Source organism: Arthrobacter sp. R1-13 (assembly GCF_054161475.1).
Genome location: NZ_CP096420.1, coordinates 3,206,977 through 3,229,218, shown reverse-complemented (window position 1 = coordinate 3,229,218; position 22,242 = coordinate 3,206,977). Strand labels below are relative to the sequence as shown.

The window sequence follows — 22,242 nt, the reverse complement described above, 5'->3', positions numbered from 1 at the left end:
GCGGGCAACCGTGCCTCAAGTCTAGTGCAGGGGTAGCATCGGTATGATGGCTTGGTTTCAAAGCGCACGTGACAGTTTTCACATCGGCACCTTTCGGATTGGCAGCGTTCACCCTGAGGGTCCAAGCAGTGTTCGAACCAGTGGTTCTCCCGCAAGAATCCTGACGATGATTTTCGGAATCGTCCTGTTGGCTGCCGCCTGTACACCAGGGCCCACTGGCGGCACGCCATCCCCATCCGGCTCTAGCCCGGCTCCCGGTGCGTCTGCCTCGCCATCGGCCCAGGAATCGACGACGGCGGCACCTCCGCCCGCGACAAACTCACCGGACGCCGGTGAACAGTTGGGCTGGGGTCCTGGACAGAAGGATCTGGACGCCGCCCGCACTGCCGTTTCGGCCATGACCGTCAGCCAGAAAGCGGGCCAGGTCCTTTTGCCGTTCTATCAGGGCTTGGACCACGGGGCCCAGGCGGCCGCCATTGAACGGCTCCACCTCGCGGGTTCCATAGTTATGGCTGACAACGTTCCAGGGACCCCCGACGGCCAGGTCGACACGGCAGCAATGGGCAAGGTCACCGCTGCCCTGCAGAAGGCCATTACGGCGGACGGCCGAAAATGGCCGGGGATGATCGCCGTCGACCAGGAAGGCGGTCTGGTTTCAAGGCTTCGCACGCCACTCACCGAATGGCCTTCGCCCATGAGCTACGGGGCAGCCGGAAATCCCTCCTTGGCGTCCGACGCCGGCCGCTCGCTGGCGGGTGAACTGGCGGGGCTGGGGTTCAACGTGGATTTCGCGCCGGACGCGGACGTCACTATTGGCCCGAGGGATCCGACCATCGGGTCACGCTCGATATCGGGGAGCCCCGAAACAGTCGGCCAAATGTCTGTAGGCTTTTCTCAGGGGATGCTGGCCGCAGGGGTACTCCCGGCCATCAAGCATTTTCCTGGCCACGGTTCCGTGACAGTGGACTCCCACCTGGACCTTCCCGTTCAGCCCGCTCCCACGGCCCAACTCGAGGCAAGGGACTGGATGCCGTTCAAGGCAGGTATTGCGGCCGGCGTTCCCATGGTGATGACGGGGCACATCGCCGTTCCGGCCCTGGAACCGGGCATGCCTGCGTCGGTGTCGAAAGCAACGTACAGCGTCCTGCGCGGCATCGGCTTCAAAGGAGTTGCCGTTACCGACGCCCTGAACATGGAGGCTATTCAGAAGCAGTTCCCGGGCGGGTCTGCTGCGCCCAAGGCTTTGGCAGCCGGCGCGGATCTCCTGCTGATGCCACCCGACGTCGAGGCCGCTCATCAGGCTATTGTTGCTGCCGTGGGAGATGGTTCGCTCGCCAAGGAGCGACTGGACGAGGCAGCCCAGCGGGTTGCAACAATGATGCTCTGGCGGGGGCGGACAACGATTCCACCCGCTCCGGCTCCGGGCAGCGGCGCGGATCTGTCGCGGAAGCTCTCTGCGACGGCAATCACGGTACTTTCCGGTCCTTGCCGCGGACCGATCATTCAGGGCGCTGTCACGGTGGCCGGGGGTTCGGCAGCGGACCGTGCACGCTTTGCGAAAGCCGCAGCGGGTGCGGGTGTCACCATTGGAACCGGCCCTACAGTCAGCCTCATCGGCTTCGGCGAAGGGCCCGTAAAAGCCGACGTCGCCGTCTCCCTCGATGCACCCTGGTCCCTCGCTTCATCAACAGCCGCCACCAGGATTGCACTGTACGGGCGCACACCGGGGGCCTTTGACGCATTGCTTGCGGTTCTTACCGGCAAGGCTGGCGCCCCCGGAAAGCTACCGGTCGACGTCGGAAGTTATCCCCGAGGTTCGGGTTGCCCGTAGGCGGGGCCGGACGGGATCAGGGGACCCTATGCCGGGGCGACGTTCCCGGATTGGGATTCCCCTGTCGTGCTGTTTGCTAATGAGAATGATTGTCATCTAAGCTCGGGGAATGCATTTATCCCTGGTTAGTTCGCTCGATACCCAATGCCGTCAGGAAGCAACCTTCCGCCTGGGGGAGACCCATGGAAACTCCGTGGTGGTGCATCATGATCTCCTTGAGGGGTACGTTGTCCTGCGGCGGATTTTTCGGGACGGCGTGCTTATCGAGCGTGCCGAGACGCCACTGGAGCACGGCTGCCTGAGCTGCACCGTCAGGCTCGATGTTGTGCCCACCGTGGAGCGGCTCATGGATACGGACTGCGCCCATGTGGTTCTTGGCCTCCCGCCTGGAGTAGCCACAGGCTTGGTGGTCGCAGAGCTGACAGCAAGGCTGGGGGCCAATATCTTCATTGACAATGCGGTGCTGGCGGTCGATCCCACGGAACTCGAGCACCAGATCTGGGACAGGCATACACTCTTCGAATCGGGATTTACCTCAGCACGCGGAGACGACCGCACCAGCGGAGAGTTCCTGATTTCCGAATTCGCGCACGTTGATACCGTGATGGTCCAGGCGGGCCTCGGGGCCCAACTTGCCGGCAGTGTGGACAAGGAATCAACTGACTGGCACTCAGGGGTCCAGCTCATGACGCAACTGGCCCCGCATGCCGTACTCGTTGAAACACACGACGACTTCCGTCCCCGCTGCTATGACGCGCGGGAAGCGGTATCACGCTCACGGCTCGGGGCTGTCCGGGTTCCTGTCCAGGACCGTTCCGGGGACTTCTGCACCGTCCTGCACTCTGTGGAGCGGCCTCTTCATCCGCAGCGCTTCCGGGAGGCCCTTCCTCTGCTGGCCGCCGGGTCACACTGGTTGCGGGGGAGGCTCTGGATGGCGTCCGCTCCGGCCCAGAGGATCGGCCTGATGGGCATCGGTCCCCGTGTCTGGTTGGAAAACACTGGCCGCTGGGTAGCGGACCAGGAAGAAGGACTGACGGCCAACGCCGGCGACGCCGATGCCATCCTTGCCTGGCACCCGAGATTTGGGGACCGGAGCACCGTGGTAGCGGTGACGGGTCGCGGAGAAGACATCGACGGCGGCGAGATCCGCTCCCTGCTTGATGGCTGCCAGCTCACTGACGAAGAAATGGCCCAGGACTTCGCCACCCTTGAGGACCCCTGGGAGCTGGAAAGCAGTCTGTAGAAAACGGCCGGCACATCACCGGTCACAACCATTGAAGGAGAAAACATGAAGGTCAGGAATTCATTGCGTGCCCTGAAAAAGATTCCAGGTGCCCAAATAGTCCGCCGAAGAGGAAGAACATTCGTCATCAACAAAAAGAATCCGCGAATGAAAGCCCGCCAGGGCTGAAATGAGTTAAGAGACGCCTCCGGGGTCCCCGCCCGAGGAACGAGGGTGGGGAAGAGGCGGAACGGAAAGCCCGCCAGGGCTGAAATGAGTTAAGAGACGCCTCCGGGGTCCCCGCCCGAGGAACGAGGGTGGGGAAGAGGCGGAACGGAAAGCCCGCCAGGGCTGACGGCGAGCCGTTTACAAGCGGTTTAATGGTGCTGTGCCCATTCTGAATAAAGACATGACCTTATGCATCTCGCTCTCGGCCCGGCCCAGCAACAACGGGACGCGTTTCCACAACCATCTGTATGAGCAGCTTGGCCTGAACTGGATCTACAAGGCGTTTGCCCCCACGGATCTGGGCCAGGCAATCGCCGGTGTTCGCGGCCTGGGAATCAGGGGCTGCGCGATTTCCATGCCTTATAAGGAAGAGGTCATCGAACTGGTTGACGTCATGGATCCGTCCGCGAAAGCCATCGACTCAGTCAACACCATCGTCAATGACGCTGGCCGGCTGACGGCGTACAACACCGACTACACAGCCATCGAACAGTTGCTGAAGCGGAACGACGTCCCAAACGACTACTCCGTGCTGCTCAAGGGATCAGGTGGTATGGCGAAAGCCACTGCGGCCGCCTTGCGTGACGCCGGCTTCCGGGACGTGACCATCATTGCCCGGAATGAGACCTCCGGACGCTCGCTGGCCGATCTTTACGGGTTTCGCTGGCAGGCGCAGCTCGATGGCGATGGCGACAGCGATGGTCCCGCAACTGAGGTCAACAGTGCCCGCGTGGCGGACATGATCATCAACGTGACCCCCATCGGCATGGCAGGCGGTAAGGCAGGCAGCAAGGCCGGGGGAGCGGAGGCGAACGGCCTGTCCTTCCCGCAGCCGGTGATCGATGCCGCAAAGGTGGTCTTCGACGTCGTCGCGCTACCGGCGGAGACACCCCTGGTTGCTGCCGGCCGGGCAGCCGGCAAAACCGTTATTACCGGCGCGGAAGTTGCCACCATCCAGGCGCTTGAGCAGTTTGTGCTTTACACCGGGATCAGGCCTACGGATAGCCAGGTGCGCGCTGCAGAGGAGTTCATGCGGGCCCAGTAAGCCGAGCCAATAAGCAGAACTAAGGATACAAAACGGGCTCCACCGAGATGGCCACCCGGTCCTCACCGATCCTGGTCAGAACCAGGGTGGCCGTTTTCTTTGCTGCGTTCTTTCCTGAGGACTTGGCACCGGCGAGCAATTGCTTCCGGAGTTCCTCGGGCGTCACGGAGGTCCCACGCTTTTTGATGTCCAGCACGCCGATCCGGTTGTCTTTCACCCATGACTTCAATGCCTTGACGTTGTACGGCATGACCTCCAGGATCCTGTAGGCGCGGGCAAAAGGTGTATCACGCAAACCGGCAGCGCAGATGTAGGCAATGTGCTCATCCACCAGATGGCCATCGAGTTCAAGCGCGACGTCGGCCACAAGGCCGGCGCGGATGACGGCGCCATCGGGTTCATACAGGTAGCCTTCGACCGGCCCCACAGGGGCTACGGGACCGCCGTCGAAATCTTCCTCACTGGTAATCTCCGCGGCCCCCTGGGCTCCCAGCAGCAGAGCGGCACGTCGGACTCCAGGGCGGCGGACAGCGTTGAACCAGAGGGCCACCTCCGTGACGTCTCCGCCTACCGAAACCCACTGGGCTTCGCATCCGGCCGGGACAGAGCCATGCGGGATACCAGGGCCCATCTTGACGCCAACAGAGCGGCCTGATTTTGCAAGCGATTCAACGAATGACAGTGGGGGTGAGAAATCCTCCGGGTCCCAGATCCGCCGTGTTCCCGAAGTGGAGGTGGTGCGGCGAGCCGGATCCAGCCAGACGCCGTCGATACCTTCAAGGGAAACCGTGGTGGCGTCGGCATGGACCACCGTGGCGTTCGGGAACGGAATGAGGTTCATGGTGGCGCAGGCTGCGGTTGTTTCATCCTGCTCCACCGCAGTAACGCGAATGTCCAGCGATGCAAGGGCCATGGAGTCCGCCCCAAGACCGCAGCCGAGGTCCGCCACATGCCTGATGCCGGCCCTGAGAAACCGTTCGGCGTGGCGCGCGGCAACAGGGAGGCGCGTGGATTGCTCCAGTCCGGCGGGTGTGAAGATCATCTGACGGGCAAACTCGCCGAATTTGCCTTCCGCCTTGGTTCGAAGGCGCGATTGGGTAAGGACAGCCGAGACGAGGGCGGGGGAGTGCCCGGCTTTTCGAAGCGCCGCATTCTGCTGGAACGCCTCCGCTTCACGGTAGGGACCCAGAGAGGCCAACAGCTCCCACCCCTCGCTGGTCAGCAGTGGGGCGATAAGGTCCTGTGTTGCGTCAGCCATGCAGTCAACCCTAGTGGAGGCCATGACTCGGTGGTGGCCCCGCTAGGGTTGAAGACATGGAAGAGCATGAAGAACCGCAGGCAGCCGCAAATGACCAGATTCCCGCTGACGGCATCGTCAAGTACGCCCGGCCGGCCCTCATAGCGGCAGCCGCCATCGTCATCATCAGCCTCGCACTGCTCGCCGTCATTTTCGCTCTCGATACTTTCAACGCCACCGTCTACTCGGTGGGCGGCAAGAACATCAATGATCCCAGCGATGAAGCCAGGGACATCCGGGAGCTCTACTCAGCTGTCCGGGTTGGCGGTGTTGTTGTCCTGATCGCCTCTGCTGCAACGGCGGTTGCAGCAGCCATAGTCTTGTTCCGTAGCCGGAACTCGCCGCAGAACAGGGAAGATAACGGTGAGAACCTCGGATTCGACGATCTGGCGGACTCCTAGCCCACCGGGTAAAAGGCGGCCAGGAGTGTTCACTTCCGACGAAATTCTTAGCACTCGCCTTGACCGAGTGCTAACGGTTACATAGAGTCTTCATTAGCACTCTCCCTAGGAGGGTGCTAACACATGAAGAACTGCCAGCCCGGCTGCTGCCGGCACCCGCGACGACGGTTTGCCAGCCAAAGGCACAGTTTTACTGTCCATGAATTTGCTGACGAAAAGGAGAGGTCCGAGTGTCGGTCTCTATTAAGCCTCTTGAGGATCGTATTGTTGTCCGCCCGCTCGAAGCCGAGCAGACCACGGCTTCCGGCCTGGTCATCCCGGACTCCGCACAGGAGAAGCCGCAGGAAGGCGAAGTTGTTGCAGTAGGCCCCGGCCGCTTTGACGACAACGGCAACCGCGTTCCCCTCGATGTCGCTGAAGGCGACGTCGTAATCTACTCGAAGTACGGCGGAACCGAAGTCAAGCACAGCGGCACCGAGTACCTCGTGCTGTCCGCTCGCGACGTTCTGGCGATCGTCGTTAAGTAACTCTTGGACCCCGCGCAGCTGACTCGTCTGACTTGTCTGACGGTCAGCAGCGCGGGGTTTCTGTCTTTGAAAGGACACAACCATGGCAAAGCAGCTTGCGTTTAATGACGCTGCCCGCCGGTCGCTCGAAGCCGGCATCGACAAGCTCGCCAATACCGTCAAGGTGACGCTGGGCCCGCGTGGCCGCAACGTTGTTTTGGACAAGAAGTGGGGAGCCCCCACCATCACCAACGACGGCGTGACCATCGCCCGCGAAGTCGAATTGGATGACCCCTACGAAAACCTTGGTGCCCAGCTGGCCAAGGAAGTCGCCACCAAGACGAACGATGTCGCCGGCGACGGCACCACCACTGCGACCGTCCTGGCCCAGGCCCTGGTCAAGGAGGGCCTGCGCAACGTTGCTGCCGGCGCTGCTCCCGGCCAGATCAAGCGCGGCATCGAGGTCTCGGTTGAGGCCGTCGCCGCCCGTCTGCTCGAGAACGCCCGGCCTGTCGAGGGAACCCAGGTGGCCAACGTTGCAGCCATCTCGGCCCAGAGCGACGAGGTTGGCGAACTCCTGGCTGAAGCATTCGGCAAGGTTGGCAAGGATGGTGTGATCACCATTGAAGAATCTTCCACCACCCAGACGGAGCTGGTCCTCACCGAGGGCATGCAGTTCGACAAGGGCTACCTCTCCCCGTACTTCGTCACTGACGCGGAACGCCAGGAAGCTGTCCTCGAAGACGCACTGATCCTGATCAACCAGGGCAAGATCTCCTCGGTACAGGATTTCCTGCCGCTGCTGGAGAAGGCACTGCAGAGCTCCAAGCCGCTCTTCATCATCGCTGAAGACGTCGACGGCGAGGCATTGTCCACCCTGATCGTCAACCGCATCCGCGGCACCCTGAACGTGGTTGCCGTCAAGGCTCCTGGCTTCGGCGACCGCCGCAAGGCAATGCTTCAGGACATCGCCACCCTGACCGGTGCCCAGGTAGTCTCCCCGGAGCTTGGGCTGAGCCTGGACACTGTTGGCCTCGAGGTTCTGGGTACGGCCCGCCGCATCACGGTTACCAAGGACAACACCACCATTGTCGATGGCGCTGGAACGGCTGAGGATGTCGCGGCACGGGTTTCCCAGCTGCGCGCCGAGCTTACCCGCACCGACTCCGACTGGGACAAGGAAAAGCTGCAGGAGCGCCTCGCCAAGCTGGCTGGCGGCATCGGAGTTATCAAGGTCGGTGCAGCCACCGAGGTTGAGCTGAAGGAAAAGAAGCACCGCATCGAGGATGCTGTCTCCTCCACGCGCGCTGCTCTTGAAGAAGGCATTGTTGCCGGTGGCGGTTCCGCTCTGATCCACGCCCTGAAGGCGTTGGATGAGGACCCGGCCGTCCAGGCACTCGAGGGCGATGCAGCCGCTGCTGTTGGCATCGTGCGCCGTGCCCTGGTCCAGCCGCTGCGTTGGATCGCTCAGAACGCCGGCTTCGACGGCTACGTTGTGGTCGCCAAGGTGGCTGAGGCAGAACTGCACCACGGGTTCAACGCCAAGTCCGGGCAGTACGAAGACCTCATCGCTGCCGGTGTCATTGACCCCGTCAAGGTGACTCGCGCAGCACTCCGTAACGCAGCATCCATCGCGGCACTGGTCCTCACCACCGAGACCCTTGTTGTCGAGAAGCCTGCAGAAGAAGAAGAACACGCAGGCCACAAGCACTAGCTGAACCCGCAGTTCGCACAAAAAGCTCCGGCCAGGAACTCCTGGCCGGAGCTTTTTGCTGTTCTCCGCTACTGCGCTGCCCTGCTACTCCATTGCGCCGCCGTGCATCGGATCGTCACTGCTGTCATCGGCAGTGCTGGAGCCGGTTTTGTCGGGGAGGTCCAGATCTCCGCGGGCCTCACCCATGCCGGGCTCATCGGATGGAACGTCGTAACGCTCCGGCTGGACGCCGCCTGCCTGTTCCTCGATCAGCGCCTGCTCCTCGATGAACCGGATCACATTGGCTTCGTCTCCGGAGTCGCCCGGGATGTCCTCACGCACCGCCGACGGGTCCGGTACAACGAATCCCTGCCCATCGTCCTGGTGTTCGCTCATCAGCTGATCCTTTCTGAATATCGCTTCCTTCGCGGATACTAAGCCTACTTTCTATAGCTGATTCGAGGAATTTCATGACCGGATTCCTCAAGAAATGTTTTGTCTTTTCCCAGAAAAACGTGAATTAATGGCTCCCGGGGCAAGGCGGCCCATACTGCCGATTGGTACTAAAGGTCACGAATCGGTAACATAGATGTTTTGATTAGGCGCTCTGAAGGGTTTTTCTGTGTCTGTTGCGAGAACCGTGATGCCGCCACGCCATCAAAACGGTGTTCCGGACGTGCGTCGAAAATCTAATTTCCGCCCGGAAATACAGGGCCTGCGGTCGTTGGCAGTGCTCATGGTGGTCAGCTACCACGTGTGGTTCGGCCGGGTTTCGGGTGGTGTTGATGTCTTCTTGCTCATCTCAGCCTTCCTGATGACGCTGCAGTTCGTGGCACGGTACGAACAACGGGTTCCCGTGAGCCTATTGAAGCACTGGCTGCACCTTTTCCGCAGGCTTCTCCCGGCTGCTGTGACAGTCATTGTTGTGACTCTGGTGGCCACATTTCTGCTCCTTCCCCGCACGCGGTGGCTGGATATCATCCACCAGGGCTGGGCGTCGTTGTCCTACACGGAGAACTGGCTGCTTCAGAGCCAGGCTGTGGATTACTACGCAACAGACCACAGCATCGCCAGCCCCCTTCAGCATTTCTGGTCACTGTCCATCCAAGGGCAGGTCTTTATTCTTTGGCCGCTGATCTTTGTCTTCGCGGCCTGGGTGGCCAAGAGATACCGGCTGCACTACCGCCCTCTTCTTGTTTATGTCTTCGGCGCCATTTTTGTGGTTTCACTGGCTTATTCCATCCACTTCACCGCCACCAACCAGGCGCAGGCGTACTTTGACACAGGGGCCCGGCTGTGGGAGTTCGCATTGGGGACGATTGTGGCCCTCATACTCCCGGGACTGCGCCTTCCCCGGAAGGTCCGCATCGTGCTGGGCTGGCTGGGTATTCTTGCCATGCTGGCCTGTGGCATCCTGCTCAATGTGCAGGCTGCCTTTCCCGGTGTGGCAGCACTTTGGCCAACGCTCGCTGCGGCCTGTGTCATTGCGGCCGGCCAAACCGGGAGCGTCCTGGGCGTCGACAGGATTCTCAGTTCGAAACTGCTGGTCAAGCTGGGGGATAACTCCTACGCCCTGTATCTCTGGCATTGGCCACTGCTTGTCATCGGGCTGGCCTGGAGCGGCAAGGAGCATGCCGGTTGGCTTTCGGGGACCGTCATCATCGGCGCCTCACTGATTCTCGCGTACCTGACCACCCGCTTCCTCGAGAAGCCCTGGCGGGAATGGAAATGGCCGGAAGTCAACAAGCGCCGTTCCCTGGTGGCGGTGACGCTGTCTCTGGTGGTTGCGGCCGCCCCTCTGGGCGGTGCGCGGATTGCTCTCCAGATGGAGGCGGATGCCGCACTTGCCCAAGCGGTCTACAACAATCCTGGAGCCAAAAGCCTTGAGCCCGGCTACGTGGACAGGGCTGCAGCCGACGCCGTCCAGCTGCCGGATCTTGCCACCGTCGGAAGTGACTGGGCAGACTATCCGGGCGGATGTGAAAAGTTTCACGATCCCCAGGGGATCAAATGCAGCAACGGTGTGACCGAGTCGCCGCAAAAGTCCATTGTCATCTGGGGAAGCTCCCACGCCGGAGTGTGGGGGACTCCCGTCATGGAAATGGCAAAAAAGCACAACTGGGCAGTGGTGGCCTTCCTTAAGTCGATGTGCCCCATCACTGACGGTACCGACACCACAGTCCCCGCAGACTGCGCGGCCTTCAACAAGGCCGCCTCTGACGAAATCGTCAAGATGAAACCGGACCTCGTCTTCACTACCAGCACCAGGCTGGGGCGCGGTGACGATCGCACTGAATATCTGGACCCGAGCTGGGCGAAGATGCTGGAACCCCTTGGTGCCGCTGGAATTCCTGTCATGGGTGTACGTGATACACCACGGTTCCCGGCTTCGGTCCCGGAGTGCATCACTAAGAATGCCCAGGACGAACAGGCCTGCGGGATTCCGAAATCCGAGGCGTACAGCGGGGAGTCTCCCGCAAGCCAGTACGGTCAGATCCTCAACCTTGATCTATCCGACTATTTCTGTCCCAACGGATTCTGCCCGGCGGTCATCGGAAACATCGTCGTTTATCTTGACGATAACCATCCCACGGCAACCTACATGAAGACCCTGGTCCCGGCTTTCGAGGAGCGTTTCGGCGCACTGACCGGCTGGGACATCTGATGGTGGCGGTCTCAACGAACACCATCAAGAACGAGGTCGGAGCAGCCAGGCCTGCTCGCGGCAGCGAGCACTTCCTTCCCGAAGTGCAGGGACTTCGTGCACTGGCCGTGCTGATGGTGGTCACTTATCACGTGTGGCTGGGCCGGGTCTCTGGAGGCGTTGATGTTTTCCTTCTCATATCCGCATTCCTGCTGACCCTTTCCTTTGCCCGTAAGGCGGAGGCAAAGAAGCCCTTACGGCTGGTCAGTTACTGGCTGCACCTTTTCAAACGGTTGCTGCCAGCCGTCGTCGTCGTCATTCTGGGCGTACTGATCGGCACATGGGCAATCCTTCCGCCCGGGCGCTGGCCTGACGTGCTTGATCAGGCGTGGGCGTCGCTGCTGTACCGGCAGAACTGGCTGCTGGCCGACACCGCCATTGACTACTACGCGCAGGACCACGCCGCCGCGAGTCCGCTTCAGCACTTCTGGTCCCTATCCATCCAAGGCCAGGTGTTTATCCTCTGGCCACTAATATTTGCCGGTGCGGCAATCCTGCACCGCACTATTCTTCGTCGTACGGGGATCTCCTACCGTCTGCTGCTCGCGGTAGCGTTCGGAGTCATTTTCGCCGTCTCTCTCGCCTTCTCCATACAGCAGACCGCCACCAACCAGGCCTACGCCTACTTCGACGCCCGAACGCGCCTGTGGGAGTTCGCACTGGGCTCCCTGCTTGCCCTGGCCCTTCCGTTCATAAAACCCGGAAAGCTCCTTAGGACAATCCTCGGCTGGACGGGGTTTATCGCCATGATTTCCTGTGGCCTGCTGCTTACAGTGGAGAGATCCTTCCCCGGCTTTGCGGCCTTGTGGCCCACGCTCTCCGCTGCTGCCATCATCGTGGCAGGCCAGAGCGGCAGCCGTGTGGGGGTCGACCGCCTGCTGAGCTGGAAGCCTTTGGTCACGCTGGGCAACAACTCGTACGCGCTCTATCTTTGGCACTGGCCAGTGCTGGTGTTTGTCCTGGCCCAATTGGGCATCTCAACACCGAGTCTTGCCCAAGGCCTCGCGATTCTGGCGGTATCGCTGGTGCTTGCAGTGCTCACCACGCGTTTTGTTGAGACACCATTGCGGCTGTGGCACTGGCCCGAACGCAAAACCTGGCGGACCGCCGTCGTCGTGATGGCCTGCGGAGCCCTTCTCGCCGGGCCGGTGTCCCTCTGGCAGACCCGGCTCACGGCGGAAGAGGCCGCTGCCGCCGCTCAGCCCAGGGATCTGACGCCCGGTGCCATGGCCCTGACGCCGGGGAACGCGGGAAAGCCGACTCCGGAGGCCACCGTCATTCCTGCGCCCGTGGCCATGAAGGATGAATGGGCGAGCCTGGAAGGGCCGTGCACCGGCACCAATGTCCCGGACGACCCACTCCTTTCGTCTTGCAGTGAGCTTTCAAAACCGGACGTTGTTACGAAGCGCATCGTCGTTCTTGGGGATTCCCATGCGCAGCAGTACATGGCCGCCCTTGGCCCGATCGCCAAGCAGCGCGGCTGGGAAGTGGTCACGCTGTTGCTGGGGAACTGCAGGTTCGGCGCGGAGACTCCGGACCGCGTCACGGAGTGCAATGCCTTCAACAAGGCCAGCTCCGAGTACGTGATGAAGCACCGCCCCGATGCCGTCTTCACGGTGGCGTCGCTGACGCACAAGGAGGCGCCCTTCGAAACCGAGGTCCCCGGCTACGTCGACGGAATCAGGCCGTTCACTGACGCCGGCATCGAAGTAGTGGGAATCCGGGACAATCCAAGGTTCACCATCAACATGCCCGAATGCGTCCAGAAGAAGGGTGGGTCGGCACCGGAGTGCAATCCGCCCCTCGCCGAATCCCTGGCGGCCTCATCGCCTTTGGACGACTACAAGGGAACAGTGGACCGGCTCTACCTCATGGACATGAGCGACTTCATCTGTGCTGATGGAATCTGCCCTGCTGTGGTGGGAAATGTGTATGTCTACAAGGACGACAACCACCTCACCAAAACCTACGTCCAAAGCATGATTCCCATGTTTGAGCAGCGGCTCCTCTCGGCAACCGGCTGGAAATAGACCAAGCCTGCCTGATGCGGACGGTGCCGTTGCTCACATTGGGCTCACGGAATATGGGGATCGCCTCGGAGGTTCTAGTATTTATTCAACACTTCTGCATGGACCTCCTGCAGCAATCTCTGCACAGGCCAGTCCCGTAATGACGGGCTGGTCATCGGTTGCAACCCCTAACCGACCCCGTGACCAAGGTAAGAGGCGCACTCATGACCCAGCCCGAACACAACCCCTTCGGCTTCATCGGCCTGACCTACGACGACGTCCTGCTCCTGCCCGGGCACACTGACGTCATCCCTTCCGACGCCGATACGTCCTCCCGGATCTCCAAGCGCATCTCGGTTCACACCCCGCTGCTCTCTGCTGCCATGGACACGGTCACTGAGTCCCGTATGGCGATTGCCATGGCCCGGCAAGGCGGCCTCGGCGTCATCCACCGGAACCTGGCCATCGCGGACCAGGCTGACCAGGTGGACCGGGTCAAGCGCAGCGAGTCGGGAATGATCACCAACCCGCTCACCATCGGCCCCGAGGCCACGCTGTCGGAACTGGACGAACTCTGCGCCCAGTACCGCGTTTCAGGGCTTCCTGTGGTGGACGACGGCGGCAGGCTGCTGGGCATCGTGACCAACAGGGACACCCGCTTTGTCCCGGAGTCCGATTTCCCGCTTCGCCTGGTCAGCGACGTGATGACAAAAATGCCGCTGGTCACCGGGCACGTCGGGATCAGCCGCGAAGAGGCCTCCCACAAGCTGGCTACCAACAAGATCGAGAAGCTCCCGCTGGTAGACGAGCAAGGCCGCCTCAAGGGCCTGATCACCACGAAGGACTTCACGAAGGCTGAGCAGTACCCGCTGGCCACGAAGGACGACGAAGGCCGCCTCCGTGTCGGGGCAGCCATCGGCTTCTTCGGTGACGGCTGGGAACGTGCCATGGCCCTTGTCGATGCAGGCGTGGACGCACTTTTTGTTGACACCGCCAACGGCCACTCCCAGGGTGTGCTGGACATGATCCGCCGGCTGAAGTCGGATCCTGTTACCGCCCATGTGGACATTATCGGAGGCCAGGCCGCGACCCGCGAGGGCGCACAGGCACTGATCGACGCCGGCGCCGACGGCATCAAGGTCGGCGTGGGGCCGGGCTCCATCTGTACCACGAGGGTTGTGGCAGGTGTGGGCGTTCCGCAGATCACTGCAATCTACGAGTCTGCCAAGGCAGCCATCCCCGCAGGCGTTCCTTTGATTGCCGACGGCGGACTCCAGTATTCCGGCGATATCGGCAAGGCCCTGGTCGCCGGGGCGGACACCGTCATGCTGGGCTCACTCCTGGCTGGATGTGACGAGTCCCCAGGTGAGCTGATCTTTGTGAACGGCAAGCAGTTCAAGAGCTACCGCGGCATGGGCTCACTCGGTGCGATGCAATCCCGTGGCAAGAACACGTCCTACTCCAAGGACCGTTACTTCCAGGCAGACGTTTCGGGTGACGACAAGCTCATCCCTGAAGGTATCGAAGGACGCGTCGCCTACCGTGGTCCGCTGGCCTCCGTCGCATACCAGCTGGTTGGCGGCCTGCGTCAGACCATGTTCTACACGGGAGCTCCGACCATTGCCGAACTCAAGGCTCGCGGAAAGTTTGTACGCATCACTCCCGCAGGGCTGAAGGAATCCCACCCGCATGACATCCAGATGACGGTAGAGGCACCAAACTACGGCTCCCGCTAATCCCCGGCGCCTCCCTGACCTTGCTCCGCTGCGGCCAGGGAACCCGGACGCCGTGGGCCCAGCCGGCGCCTCCCTGACCTTGCTCCGCTGCGGCCAGGGAACCCGGACGCCGTGGGCCCAGCCGGCGCCTCCCTGACCTTGCTCCGCTGCGGCCAGGGAACCCGGACGCCGTGGGCCCAGCCGGCGCCTCCCTGACCTTGCTCCGCGGCGGCCAGGGAACCCGGACGCCGTGGGCCCAGCCGGCGCCTCCCTGACCTTGCTCCGCTGCGGCCAGGGAACCCGGACGCCGTGGGCCCAGCCGGCGCCTCCCTGACCTTGCTCCGCTGCGGCCAGGGAACCCGGACGCCGTGGGCCCAGCCGGCGCCTCCCTGACCTTGCTCCGCTGCGGCCAGGGAACCCGGACGCCGTGGGCCCAGCCGGCGCCTCCCTGACCTTGCTCCGCTGCGGCCAGGGAACCCGGACGCCGTGGGCCCAGCCGGGACTAGGCTGGGGACATGTCTGAACCACGCCATCCGGCCGAACTGAGTCCCAAAAGGGAACCTCAGCGGAGGCTGGCTGTGAGGCCCTACGCCCAGGCAGTGGCGCAGGTTCTCCGGGTGAGTTTTCAGGCCTCGCCGGTCGCGGTCGTTATGAAGGTGGCCGGTTCGCTGATCTCGGCGCTGCTTCCCCTGGTGACAACGTACTTCGCGGCGCTCACCACAACAGCCCTGGCCGCGGCCTACGCCGGTGACTCGGCTGCAGGCCAGCAGGCAATTGTTTATGTCGTCATCACGGCAGCCCTGGGTTTGTTTTGGGGTGCCTTCAGCAGCGTGGACCGGTACATCCAGCAGCTCATGAGTTTCAAGGTCGGCGCCATCGTCGGTGACCTCATGTATGAGCGGTTCCTGGCCCTCGAATTCTGGCGCTATGACGACAAAGAGACCGTTGACCTCTATGACCGTGCCAAGCGGTTTTCGGACTCCTACGCCCGGGTTTTGGACAGGATCGCCGCGATCTTCACCCAGCTGGTTTCCGTCATCCTTGCAATCGGAGCGCTGCTGTTGGTCAGCTGGTGGATAGCTGTGATCGTACTGGTGGCGATCGTTCCGAGTGTGTACCTGCAGTTCAAGCTCTCCCGGGAGCAGATTGCGCACTGGAATACGCAGGTTGATTCCCGCCGGCAGCGCCGCATGATTGAAAACAACCTGCTGCGCCCCCAGCACATTGCCGAGATGCGCCTCTACGGAATTGTGCGGTACCTGATGGAGCTGCGGTCCAGGCTGAGGGATGCGGATGAACGCCGCCGCCTGGATTTCCAAAAGCGGTATATTCCCAAGCAGCTTGCGGCGGACGCCCTCCAGTACGGTGCGGAGGTGGTTTCGCTCATCTGGGTGGTGGGCCAGATCATCGCCCGGGCCCAGCCGGTGGGGCAATTCCTTTACGTCCAGCAGATTGTCAGCCGGGCTTTGTCCACTGCCAACAACCTCGTCTCATCGCTGAGCTCAATCGATGAGGACCTGGCCAACCTCAAGGACTACGAGCAGTTCATGGCGCTGCCCGTCCATTCCGAACATGCTCCGCCGCTGCTCCAGGCACCACAGAAAGTGGAGCTTCGCGACATCCGCTTCACGTATACCGGGAGCGAAATCGAAGTCATCCGCGGAATCTCCATGACCATCCAGGAGGGTCAGCACATCGCCATTGTCGGCGAGAACGGAGCCGGAAAGTCCACTCTGATCCGCATCCTTGCCGGGCTCTACCATCCGGATTCCGGGCAGGTAATGCTCGACGGCGTCGACCTCGCCGCCGTCGACGTCACCTCCTGGCACCGGCACCTGGCCGTATTGAGCCAGGACTTCCTGAAGTATGAATTCGCGACGGCGGCAGAGAACATCTACTTCGGGGATGTCCACTCGTCCCGCGACGAGAACCGGATCCGCAAGGCAGCAGCGGATGCTGAAGCGTTGGAGTTCATCAACAAGCTCCCCAACGGCCTGGACAATCACGTCAGCAACTGGATGGAGGATCCGCGCGGACGGAAGGGGAGCGGGCTCTCAGGCGGCCAATGGCAGCGGTTGGCGATGGCCCGGAACTTCTACCGCAACGCCTCGTTCATGGTGATGGATGAGCCAACATCGGCAATCGATGCCCTGGCGGAGCACAGAATATTCTCCCGCCTGTTCGCCGAGCGCAGCAGCACGATCATTGCCATCAGCCACCGACTGGCCACCATTGAAAAGGCTGATGTTGTGTACATGCTGGAGGACGGAGAAATCGTGGAACAGGGCTCGCACCGTGAACTCGTGGCCCTCCGTGGCCGCTACTTCCGGATGTTCGAATCCCAGCTCACCGTTGACCAGCCCGAGGACATCTAGCTGTACAGACCCAGCATCGGCAGGCAAGCGGAGCCGCCGAAGGTGCCTCGCCTCCGACGGCTCCGCTTTCGCGTGCAGCTGCTAGGCGGTGGTCAGCGCCGTGTCATCGAGGAAGAACGTGGTCTTCAAGGACGAATCCTCGACGCCCAGGAAGCGGATGGTTACGTTCTTGCCTTTGAAGGCCGTGACATCAAGCTGTTTCATGACATACCCGGCTGACTTGTTCAGGTTGGAATAGGTGCCCAGCGTGGTGGTGGTTCCATCGCTGATCACCTGGACTTTGAGGGTGTCATAAGCCGTGCTCCCTGTGCCCTCATCTGTCTGCACGTTGAGGTGGAACGACAGAGAAACGCTGGGTGCGCCGGCAGGGATGGCAACGGGCTGGTCAAGGCTGTAGGAGCTGGACTGGCCCCACCCGTTCAGGCCCGCATATCCGGTCCCGGTGCGCGCTCCGGCGCCGCTTTCGAAAGTATCCGTGTGGTCGGAGGACCAGGACACTGCCCCGGTTTCAAATCCGGGGTTCAGCAGCAGGTTGCCGGAGGGAGGCGGCGTGCCGGTCCCGGCGAGCAACCCCATCGTCTTGGCAGCATCTGAGAGTCCTGTCCCGCAGCCGAGCGTGCAACCCCCTGGCATGGGCCGTGTGCCCTGCTTCAAGGTGGACTCCACCTGGGCAGGAGTGAGGGCGCCTTGCTTGGCCTTCATCAGGGCCGCCAGCCCGGCGATATGGGGAGCAGCCATCGATGTGCCTTGGTAGCCGGCATATCCGGCCGCACCGGGAGTGGTTGTGCCTGTGTTGATCGTCGAAAGTATCCCGCCGCCGGCCACCCTTACATCCCCGCCGGGTGCTGTCAGATCCACGGCAGAACCGTAATTGGAGTAGTAGGACAACGAGCCGCTCGGATTGCTGGCTGCAACCGTGATGACGTTGCTGCAGTTTGCCGGCCGGGAGTTAGCGGCGTTCTGGGTTTCATTGCCTGCTGCCACCACTACTGCTGTTCCGCGGTTGACGGCAGCGTTGATGGCATTTTGATAGGTGGTTCCGCATGTGCCGGAACCTCCCAGGCTCATATTGATCACCTTGGCCGGATTGGCGTTGGCTGGTACACCGCTCACCGTTCCTCCAGCTGCCCAAACAATTGCTTCAGCGATGTCCGAGAGGGAGCCTCCACACTTGGCCAGCACCCGGATCGGGACGATCTTTGCGTCGGGGGCGACGCCAGCCACCCCGGTAGCGTTAGCCGTAACCGCCGCCACGGTCCCGGCAACGTGCGTGCCGTGCCAGGAGGAATTAGCTGCCCGAGCCTGGCCGCATTCGCCGGCCGCATACCAATCGCCTTGGTCCTGCGGATTGGCATCCCTGCCGTTGCCATCCCGGGCCGCCGTGGAATCGGAGACGAAGTCGTAGCCAGGCAGGATGTTGGCGTTCAGGTCCGGATGGGACGTGATGCCGGTATCAATGACGGCAACGTTCACGCCTCTGCCGGTGGAGATGTCCCAGGCACCAGGGATGCGCATACCGTTCGTGGCTGTGAAATCCCACTGTTCGCTGTAGCGCGGATCATTGGGTGTAAGGGAGGCAGACATCCGGGCATTTGGTTCCACGTAGGTGACTGCCCCGGACGCCGCCAGCTCAGTCATGAAATCCTTGGCGGCCTGGCCGGAAAGCGCCTTGTCGGCTGCGATCAGGGTTGCCCCTGTAGCGAGTGAACGTACTTCGTGGACCGAAACTCCCTGCGCTCGCGCGGCCTTGCCCCAGGCATTCGCGCGGGCTCCAGGCGTTGCCCCGGAAGGCCCGTCCTTGTATTCGACGATGAACTCCGAATACCCCTCCCCGGGGGAGACGTTCTGCACGAACGCGTCTCCGGCCGAATCTCCTCCGCCTCCGTTACCGGGATCACCGGTTGCCGGGGCTCCTGCCAATGCCATCAGGGCGACGACGGCCGCTAACGACAGGGCCAGGACACGGGGTGTCCTGCATTTTGCACTTTCCATGGGTTCTGCTTTCTCGGATCGGGCACAGCACTTCGTCCCGAATCTGGGTGGAGTGATGATGGCGCAAGCGGGATGAGCTTGGCAGCCGAGTGCAAATGTAAACAGAATTTCGCATGTTGTAAATGCATTGACAGCGTCCGTCAATTGGAATATAACTCTCATTTAACGTACGCAACGTCACGCCTCACGGGAGTACCTTGGCCGTCAAGTAAAGTGGTGACGTGACTTACGAGATTGAGATCGGCCGAGGCAAGCGTGGGCGTCGTGCCTATTCCCTGGATGACATAGCGATCATCCCCAACCGGCGTACCCGGGATCCCAAGGATGTGTCAGTCTCGTGGCAGATCGATGCGTACAAATTCGACATGCCGGTTATCGCCGCTCCGATGGACTCCGCGATGTCTCCGGCCACGGCTATCGCGTTGGGCCGGCTGGGCGGACTTGGCGTGCTGGACCTTGAGGGTCTCTGGACCCGGTACGAGGATCCACAGTCCGTTCTGGACGAGATTGGCGCCCTGGAAGACAAGACCAACAGCCCGGCGGTGACCGGACGGATGCAGGAGCTGTACCGCGCGCCCATCCAGCCCGATCTGATCACCTCGCGCCTGGCGGAAATCCGGGCCGCGGGAGTAACGGTCGCGGGCTCACTGACGCCGCAGCGCACGCAGGAACACTACAAGACAGTGCTGGCCGCCGGCGTCGACATCTTTGTGATCCGCGGGACCACCGTCTCTGCCGAGCACGTCTCCAAGGACCATGCGCCCCTGAATCTCAAGCAGTTCATCTACGAACTGGACGTTCCGGTGATTGTGGGCGGCGCCGCCGGCTACACACCGGCCCTGCACCTCATGCGCACTGGAGCAGCCGGTGTCCTCGTTGGCTTCGGCGGCGGAGCCACCAGCACCACCCGACGGGCCCTGGGGATCCACTCGCCCATGGCATCCGCTATTTCCGACGTCGCTGCTGCCCGCCGGGACTACATGGACGAATCCGGCGGACGGTACGTCCACGTGATTGCCGACGGCGGGATGGGCAGCTCAGGTGCCATCATCAAGGCAATTGCCATGGGCGCCGACGCCGTCATGCTGGGCAGCGCGTTGGCTCGTGCAGAGGAAGCTCCGGGCAAGGGCTGGCACTGGGGCCAGGAAGCCCACCACCTTGAACTTCCGCGCGGCGACCGCGCAAACGTAGGCACTGTGGGCCCGCTTGAGGAAGTACTCTTCGGGCCGGGACACCACACCAACGGAACGTCCAACCTCATTGGGGCGCTCCGCCGCTCCATGGCCACCACTGGTTACTCGGACCTGAAGGAATTCCAGCGGGTCGACGTCGTCGTCTCGCCCTACGCCGGTAACTGAACCTCCCAGAGAGTCGTCCGGAGCGCCGGGCCTGTTCGGCTGCAACCCTGCCCATCCACGAAACATACAAGTAGTCTGGTGAACTACGAGCTTTGAAGTGGATGGAGACGAGAAATGAGCAGTCTTTCCAGCAGTTCGCCGCAGGCAGCCGGGGCGTTGGGGCCCGAGGCCCGGGAGGCTTCCCTGACAGCCCTGAGGGCCACCACGGGCCCGGGCAAGGAACTGGACATCCTCATCGTCGGTGGCGGAATCGTGGGGACCGGGGCCGCCCTGGATGCTGTGACCCGGGGTCTCAACGTCGGGATTGTGGAAGCCAACGACTGGGCGGCCGGTACGTCATCACGTTCCTCGAAACTCATCCACGGCGGGCTTCGCTACCTGGAAATGCTGGATTTCGGGCTCGTCAAGGAAGCCTTGCAGGAACGGGGCCTGCTGCTTTCGGAGCTCGCTCCGCACCTCGCCAGGCCCGTGCCTTTCCTGTACCCACTGACCAGGCCATTTTTTGAACGGCCCTATGTAGGGGCCGGAATCGCCCTGTATGACCTCATGTCCGTATCCAGCGGGCACCCGCGCGGCGTTCCCTTCCACAAACACCTGACCCGGCGAGGCACCCTTCGGGCGGCTCCAAGCCTCAAGGACGACGCCTTTGTTGGTTCGATCCGCTACTACGACGGGCAGGTGGACGACGCCAAGTATGTCGCCAATCTCGTGCGGACGGCAGCCTACTACGGCGCGCACGCAGTCAACCAGACATCGGTGGTTAACTTCCTGCGGGAAGGCGAACGGGTGGTGGGGGCAAAGGTTGTTAACCATGAGGACGGCTCCACCTTCAACATCCGGGCCAAGCAGGTTATTAACGCCACAGGTGTGTGGACCGATGAGACCCAGGCCATGGTCACGGAGCGGGGGCAACTCAAGGTCCGCGCCTCCAAGGGCATTCACCTGGTGGTGCCCCGCGACCGGTTCCAGTCAACGGTCGGGCTGATCCTCCGCACCGAGAAATCGGTGTTGTTCGTCATTCCATGGGGCAGGCACTGGATCATCGGGACCACGGACACCGACTGGAACCTGGACAAGGCCCATCCGGCGGCGTCGAGGAAAGACATTGACTATATTCTGGACCACGTCAACAGGGTGCTTAAGCGCCCACTGACGCGGGAGGACGTTGAAGGAGTCTACGCAGGCCTGCGCCCGCTGCTGGCTGGCGAAAACGACTCCACAGCAAAACTGTCGCGTGAGCATGTGGTCGCGCACCCCGTACCCGGTCTTGTTGTGGTCGCGGGCGGCAAATGGACCACTTACCGTGTTATGGCCAAGGACGCAGTGGACGAAGCCACCCGGAGCATGGATGAGCGGGTTCCGCCAAGCTGCACTGACACCATTCCGCTGTTGGGGGCCAGCGGCTTCAAGGCGGCCTGGAACCGGCGTAACAGAACAGCGGAGGAATCAGGGGTCCACGTAGCGAGGATTGAGCATCTCCTCAACCGCTATGGCTCAATGGCGCCGGAAGTCCTGGCGCTGATCAAGGACAACCCTGCGCTCGCCGAGCCGATCCCCGGTGCTGATGATTACCTTCAGGCCGAGGCAGTTTATGCAGCCACACATGAAGGCGCCCGCCATGTGAATGACGTCCTGACGCGCAGGACACGGATCTCGATCGAAGCCTGGGATCGCGGTGTTTCTGCCGTTCCGGTCGTGGCTAAACTTATGGGGGAGATTCTTGGCTGGAGCGATGCGCAACGCGAAAGCGAAATCAAGCATTACCTTGCCCGGGTGGAAGCTGAACGGCTGAGCCAGGAGCAACCGGATGATGTATCTGCCGACGCCGCACGATTGGGAGTCGAGGACATCGTTCCCCTGCGCTGA

General features: G+C 62.1%; 16 protein-coding genes. 13 read left to right on the top strand and 3 right to left on the bottom strand.

The genetic code is table 11. From position 1 onward, the window contains the following. Nucleotides 1-166 precede the first annotated feature (166 nt). From M1D88_RS14860 to M1D88_RS14845, 4 genes are all read left to right on the top strand, one after another. Nucleotides 167-1,831: a glycoside hydrolase family 3 protein gene (locus M1D88_RS14860; protein WP_458111556.1), complete on the top strand. Its 1,665-nt coding sequence runs from the start codon at nt 167-169 to the stop codon at nt 1,829-1,831. Between the two features lie 109 nt (nt 1,832-1,940). Continuing rightward, entirely contained in the window at nt 1,941-3,074 is a 1,134-nt protein-coding gene (locus M1D88_RS14855) for a GTP-binding protein (RefSeq protein WP_458111555.1), read from the top strand. 45 nt (nt 3,075-3,119) lie between these two features. Next, nucleotides 3,120-3,242 (top strand): type B 50S ribosomal protein L36, encoded by a 123-nt coding sequence (ykgO, locus tag M1D88_RS14850; RefSeq protein ID WP_011693081.1) that lies wholly within the window; start codon nt 3,120-3,122, stop codon nt 3,240-3,242. 220 nt (nt 3,243-3,462) lie between these two features. Next, entirely contained in the window at nt 3,463-4,326 is an 864-nt protein-coding gene (locus tag M1D88_RS14845) for a shikimate 5-dehydrogenase (RefSeq protein ID WP_458111554.1), read from the top strand. A gap of 19 nt (nt 4,327-4,345) precedes the next feature. On the opposite strand, the gene M1D88_RS14840 is transcribed toward M1D88_RS14845, so the two are convergent. Then, nucleotides 4,346-5,584 (bottom strand): THUMP-like domain-containing protein, encoded by a 1,239-nt coding sequence (locus M1D88_RS14840; protein WP_458111553.1) that lies wholly within the window; start codon nt 5,582-5,584, stop codon nt 4,346-4,348. Nucleotides 5,585-5,640: 56 nt separating this feature from the next. Here M1D88_RS14840 and M1D88_RS14835 point away from each other — a divergent pair, with 56 nt between their 5' ends. The 3 genes from M1D88_RS14835 to groL all read left to right on the top strand — a co-directional run bounded on the left by M1D88_RS14835 (nt 5,641) and on the right by groL (nt 8,244). Beyond that, nucleotides 5,641-6,024 (top strand): hypothetical protein, encoded by a 384-nt coding sequence (locus M1D88_RS14835; protein ID WP_458111552.1) that lies wholly within the window; start codon nt 5,641-5,643, stop codon nt 6,022-6,024. 230 nt (nt 6,025-6,254) lie between these two features. After that, nucleotides 6,255-6,551, top strand: a complete 297-nt coding sequence (gene groES, locus M1D88_RS14830) for a co-chaperone GroES (protein WP_050054380.1) — start codon at nt 6,255-6,257, stop codon at nt 6,549-6,551. 82 nt (nt 6,552-6,633) lie between these two features. Further along, nucleotides 6,634-8,244 carry a chaperonin GroEL gene (gene groL / locus M1D88_RS14825; protein WP_458111551.1) on the top strand — a complete coding sequence of 537 codons (1,611 nt, stop codon included), beginning with the start codon at nt 6,634-6,636 and terminating at the stop codon, nt 8,242-8,244. Nucleotides 8,245-8,328: 84 nt separating this feature from the next. Here groL and M1D88_RS14820 read toward each other — a convergent pair whose 3' ends face one another. Next, on the bottom strand, nt 8,329-8,619 hold the full coding sequence (locus tag M1D88_RS14820; protein WP_458111550.1) for a hypothetical protein: 291 nt from the start codon (nt 8,617-8,619) through the stop codon (nt 8,329-8,331). A gap of 226 nt (nt 8,620-8,845) precedes the next feature. Between M1D88_RS14820 and M1D88_RS14815 the strand changes: the two genes are divergently transcribed. The 4 genes from M1D88_RS14815 (at nt 8,846) to M1D88_RS14800 (ending at nt 17,026) form a co-directional block, all read left to right on the top strand. Further along, nucleotides 8,846-10,888 (top strand): acyltransferase family protein, encoded by a 2,043-nt coding sequence (locus M1D88_RS14815; protein ID WP_458111549.1) that lies wholly within the window; start codon nt 8,846-8,848, stop codon nt 10,886-10,888. Further along, on the top strand, nt 10,888-12,957 hold the full coding sequence (locus M1D88_RS14810; RefSeq protein WP_458111548.1) for an acyltransferase family protein: 2,070 nt from the start codon (nt 10,888-10,890) through the stop codon (nt 12,955-12,957). Before M1D88_RS14815 ends, M1D88_RS14810 begins: the two co-directional genes overlap by 1 nt. Before the next feature lie 203 nt (nt 12,958-13,160). Further along, a complete protein-coding gene (gene guaB, locus M1D88_RS14805) occupies nt 13,161-14,672 on the top strand; it encodes an IMP dehydrogenase (RefSeq protein ID WP_458111547.1) in 1,512 nt (503 codons plus the stop codon). Between the two features lie 494 nt (nt 14,673-15,166). Then, a complete protein-coding gene (locus M1D88_RS14800; RefSeq protein ID WP_458111546.1) occupies nt 15,167-17,026 on the top strand; it encodes an ABC transporter ATP-binding protein in 1,860 nt (619 codons plus the stop codon). An 81-nt stretch (nt 17,027-17,107) separates the two neighbouring features. Here M1D88_RS14800 and M1D88_RS14795 read toward each other — a convergent pair whose 3' ends face one another. Next, nucleotides 17,108-19,018, bottom strand: coding sequence for a S8 family peptidase (locus tag M1D88_RS14795; protein ID WP_458111545.1), 1,911 nt, complete (start codon nt 19,016-19,018; stop codon nt 17,108-17,110). Between the two features lie 221 nt (nt 19,019-19,239). Here M1D88_RS14795 and M1D88_RS14790 point away from each other — a divergent pair, with 221 nt between their 5' ends. Next, nucleotides 19,240-20,376 (top strand): GuaB3 family IMP dehydrogenase-related protein, encoded by a 1,137-nt coding sequence (locus M1D88_RS14790; RefSeq protein ID WP_458111544.1) that lies wholly within the window; start codon nt 19,240-19,242, stop codon nt 20,374-20,376. A 114-nt stretch (nt 20,377-20,490) separates the two neighbouring features. Then, nucleotides 20,491-22,242, top strand: coding sequence for a glycerol-3-phosphate dehydrogenase/oxidase (locus M1D88_RS14785; protein ID WP_458111543.1), 1,752 nt, complete (start codon nt 20,491-20,493; stop codon nt 22,240-22,242).

Coding starts and splice junctions, on each gene's coding strand:
- M1D88_RS14860 (WP_458111556.1), top strand. CDS start 167: ATGATTTTCGGAATCGTCCTGTTGGCTGCCGCCTGTACACCAGGGCCC.
- M1D88_RS14855 (WP_458111555.1), top strand. CDS start 1,941: ATGCATTTATCCCTGGTTAGTTCGCTCGATACCCAATGCCGTCAGGAA.
- ykgO (WP_011693081.1), top strand. CDS start 3,120: ATGAAGGTCAGGAATTCATTGCGTGCCCTGAAAAAGATTCCAGGTGCC.
- M1D88_RS14845 (WP_458111554.1), top strand. CDS start 3,463: ATGACCTTATGCATCTCGCTCTCGGCCCGGCCCAGCAACAACGGGACG.
- M1D88_RS14840 (WP_458111553.1), bottom strand. CDS start 5,584: ATGGCTGACGCAACACAGGACCTTATCGCCCCACTGCTGACCAGCGAG.
- M1D88_RS14835 (WP_458111552.1), top strand. CDS start 5,641: ATGGAAGAGCATGAAGAACCGCAGGCAGCCGCAAATGACCAGATTCCC.
- groL (WP_458111551.1), top strand. CDS start 6,634: ATGGCAAAGCAGCTTGCGTTTAATGACGCTGCCCGCCGGTCGCTCGAA.
- M1D88_RS14820 (WP_458111550.1), bottom strand. CDS start 8,619: ATGAGCGAACACCAGGACGATGGGCAGGGATTCGTTGTACCGGACCCG.
- M1D88_RS14810 (WP_458111548.1), top strand. CDS start 10,888: ATGGTGGCGGTCTCAACGAACACCATCAAGAACGAGGTCGGAGCAGCC.
- guaB (WP_458111547.1), top strand. CDS start 13,161: ATGACCCAGCCCGAACACAACCCCTTCGGCTTCATCGGCCTGACCTAC.
- M1D88_RS14800 (WP_458111546.1), top strand. CDS start 15,167: ATGTCTGAACCACGCCATCCGGCCGAACTGAGTCCCAAAAGGGAACCT.
- M1D88_RS14795 (WP_458111545.1), bottom strand. CDS start 19,018: ATGGAAAGTGCAAAATGCAGGACACCCCGTGTCCTGGCCCTGTCGTTA.
- M1D88_RS14785 (WP_458111543.1), top strand. CDS start 20,491: ATGAGCAGTCTTTCCAGCAGTTCGCCGCAGGCAGCCGGGGCGTTGGGG.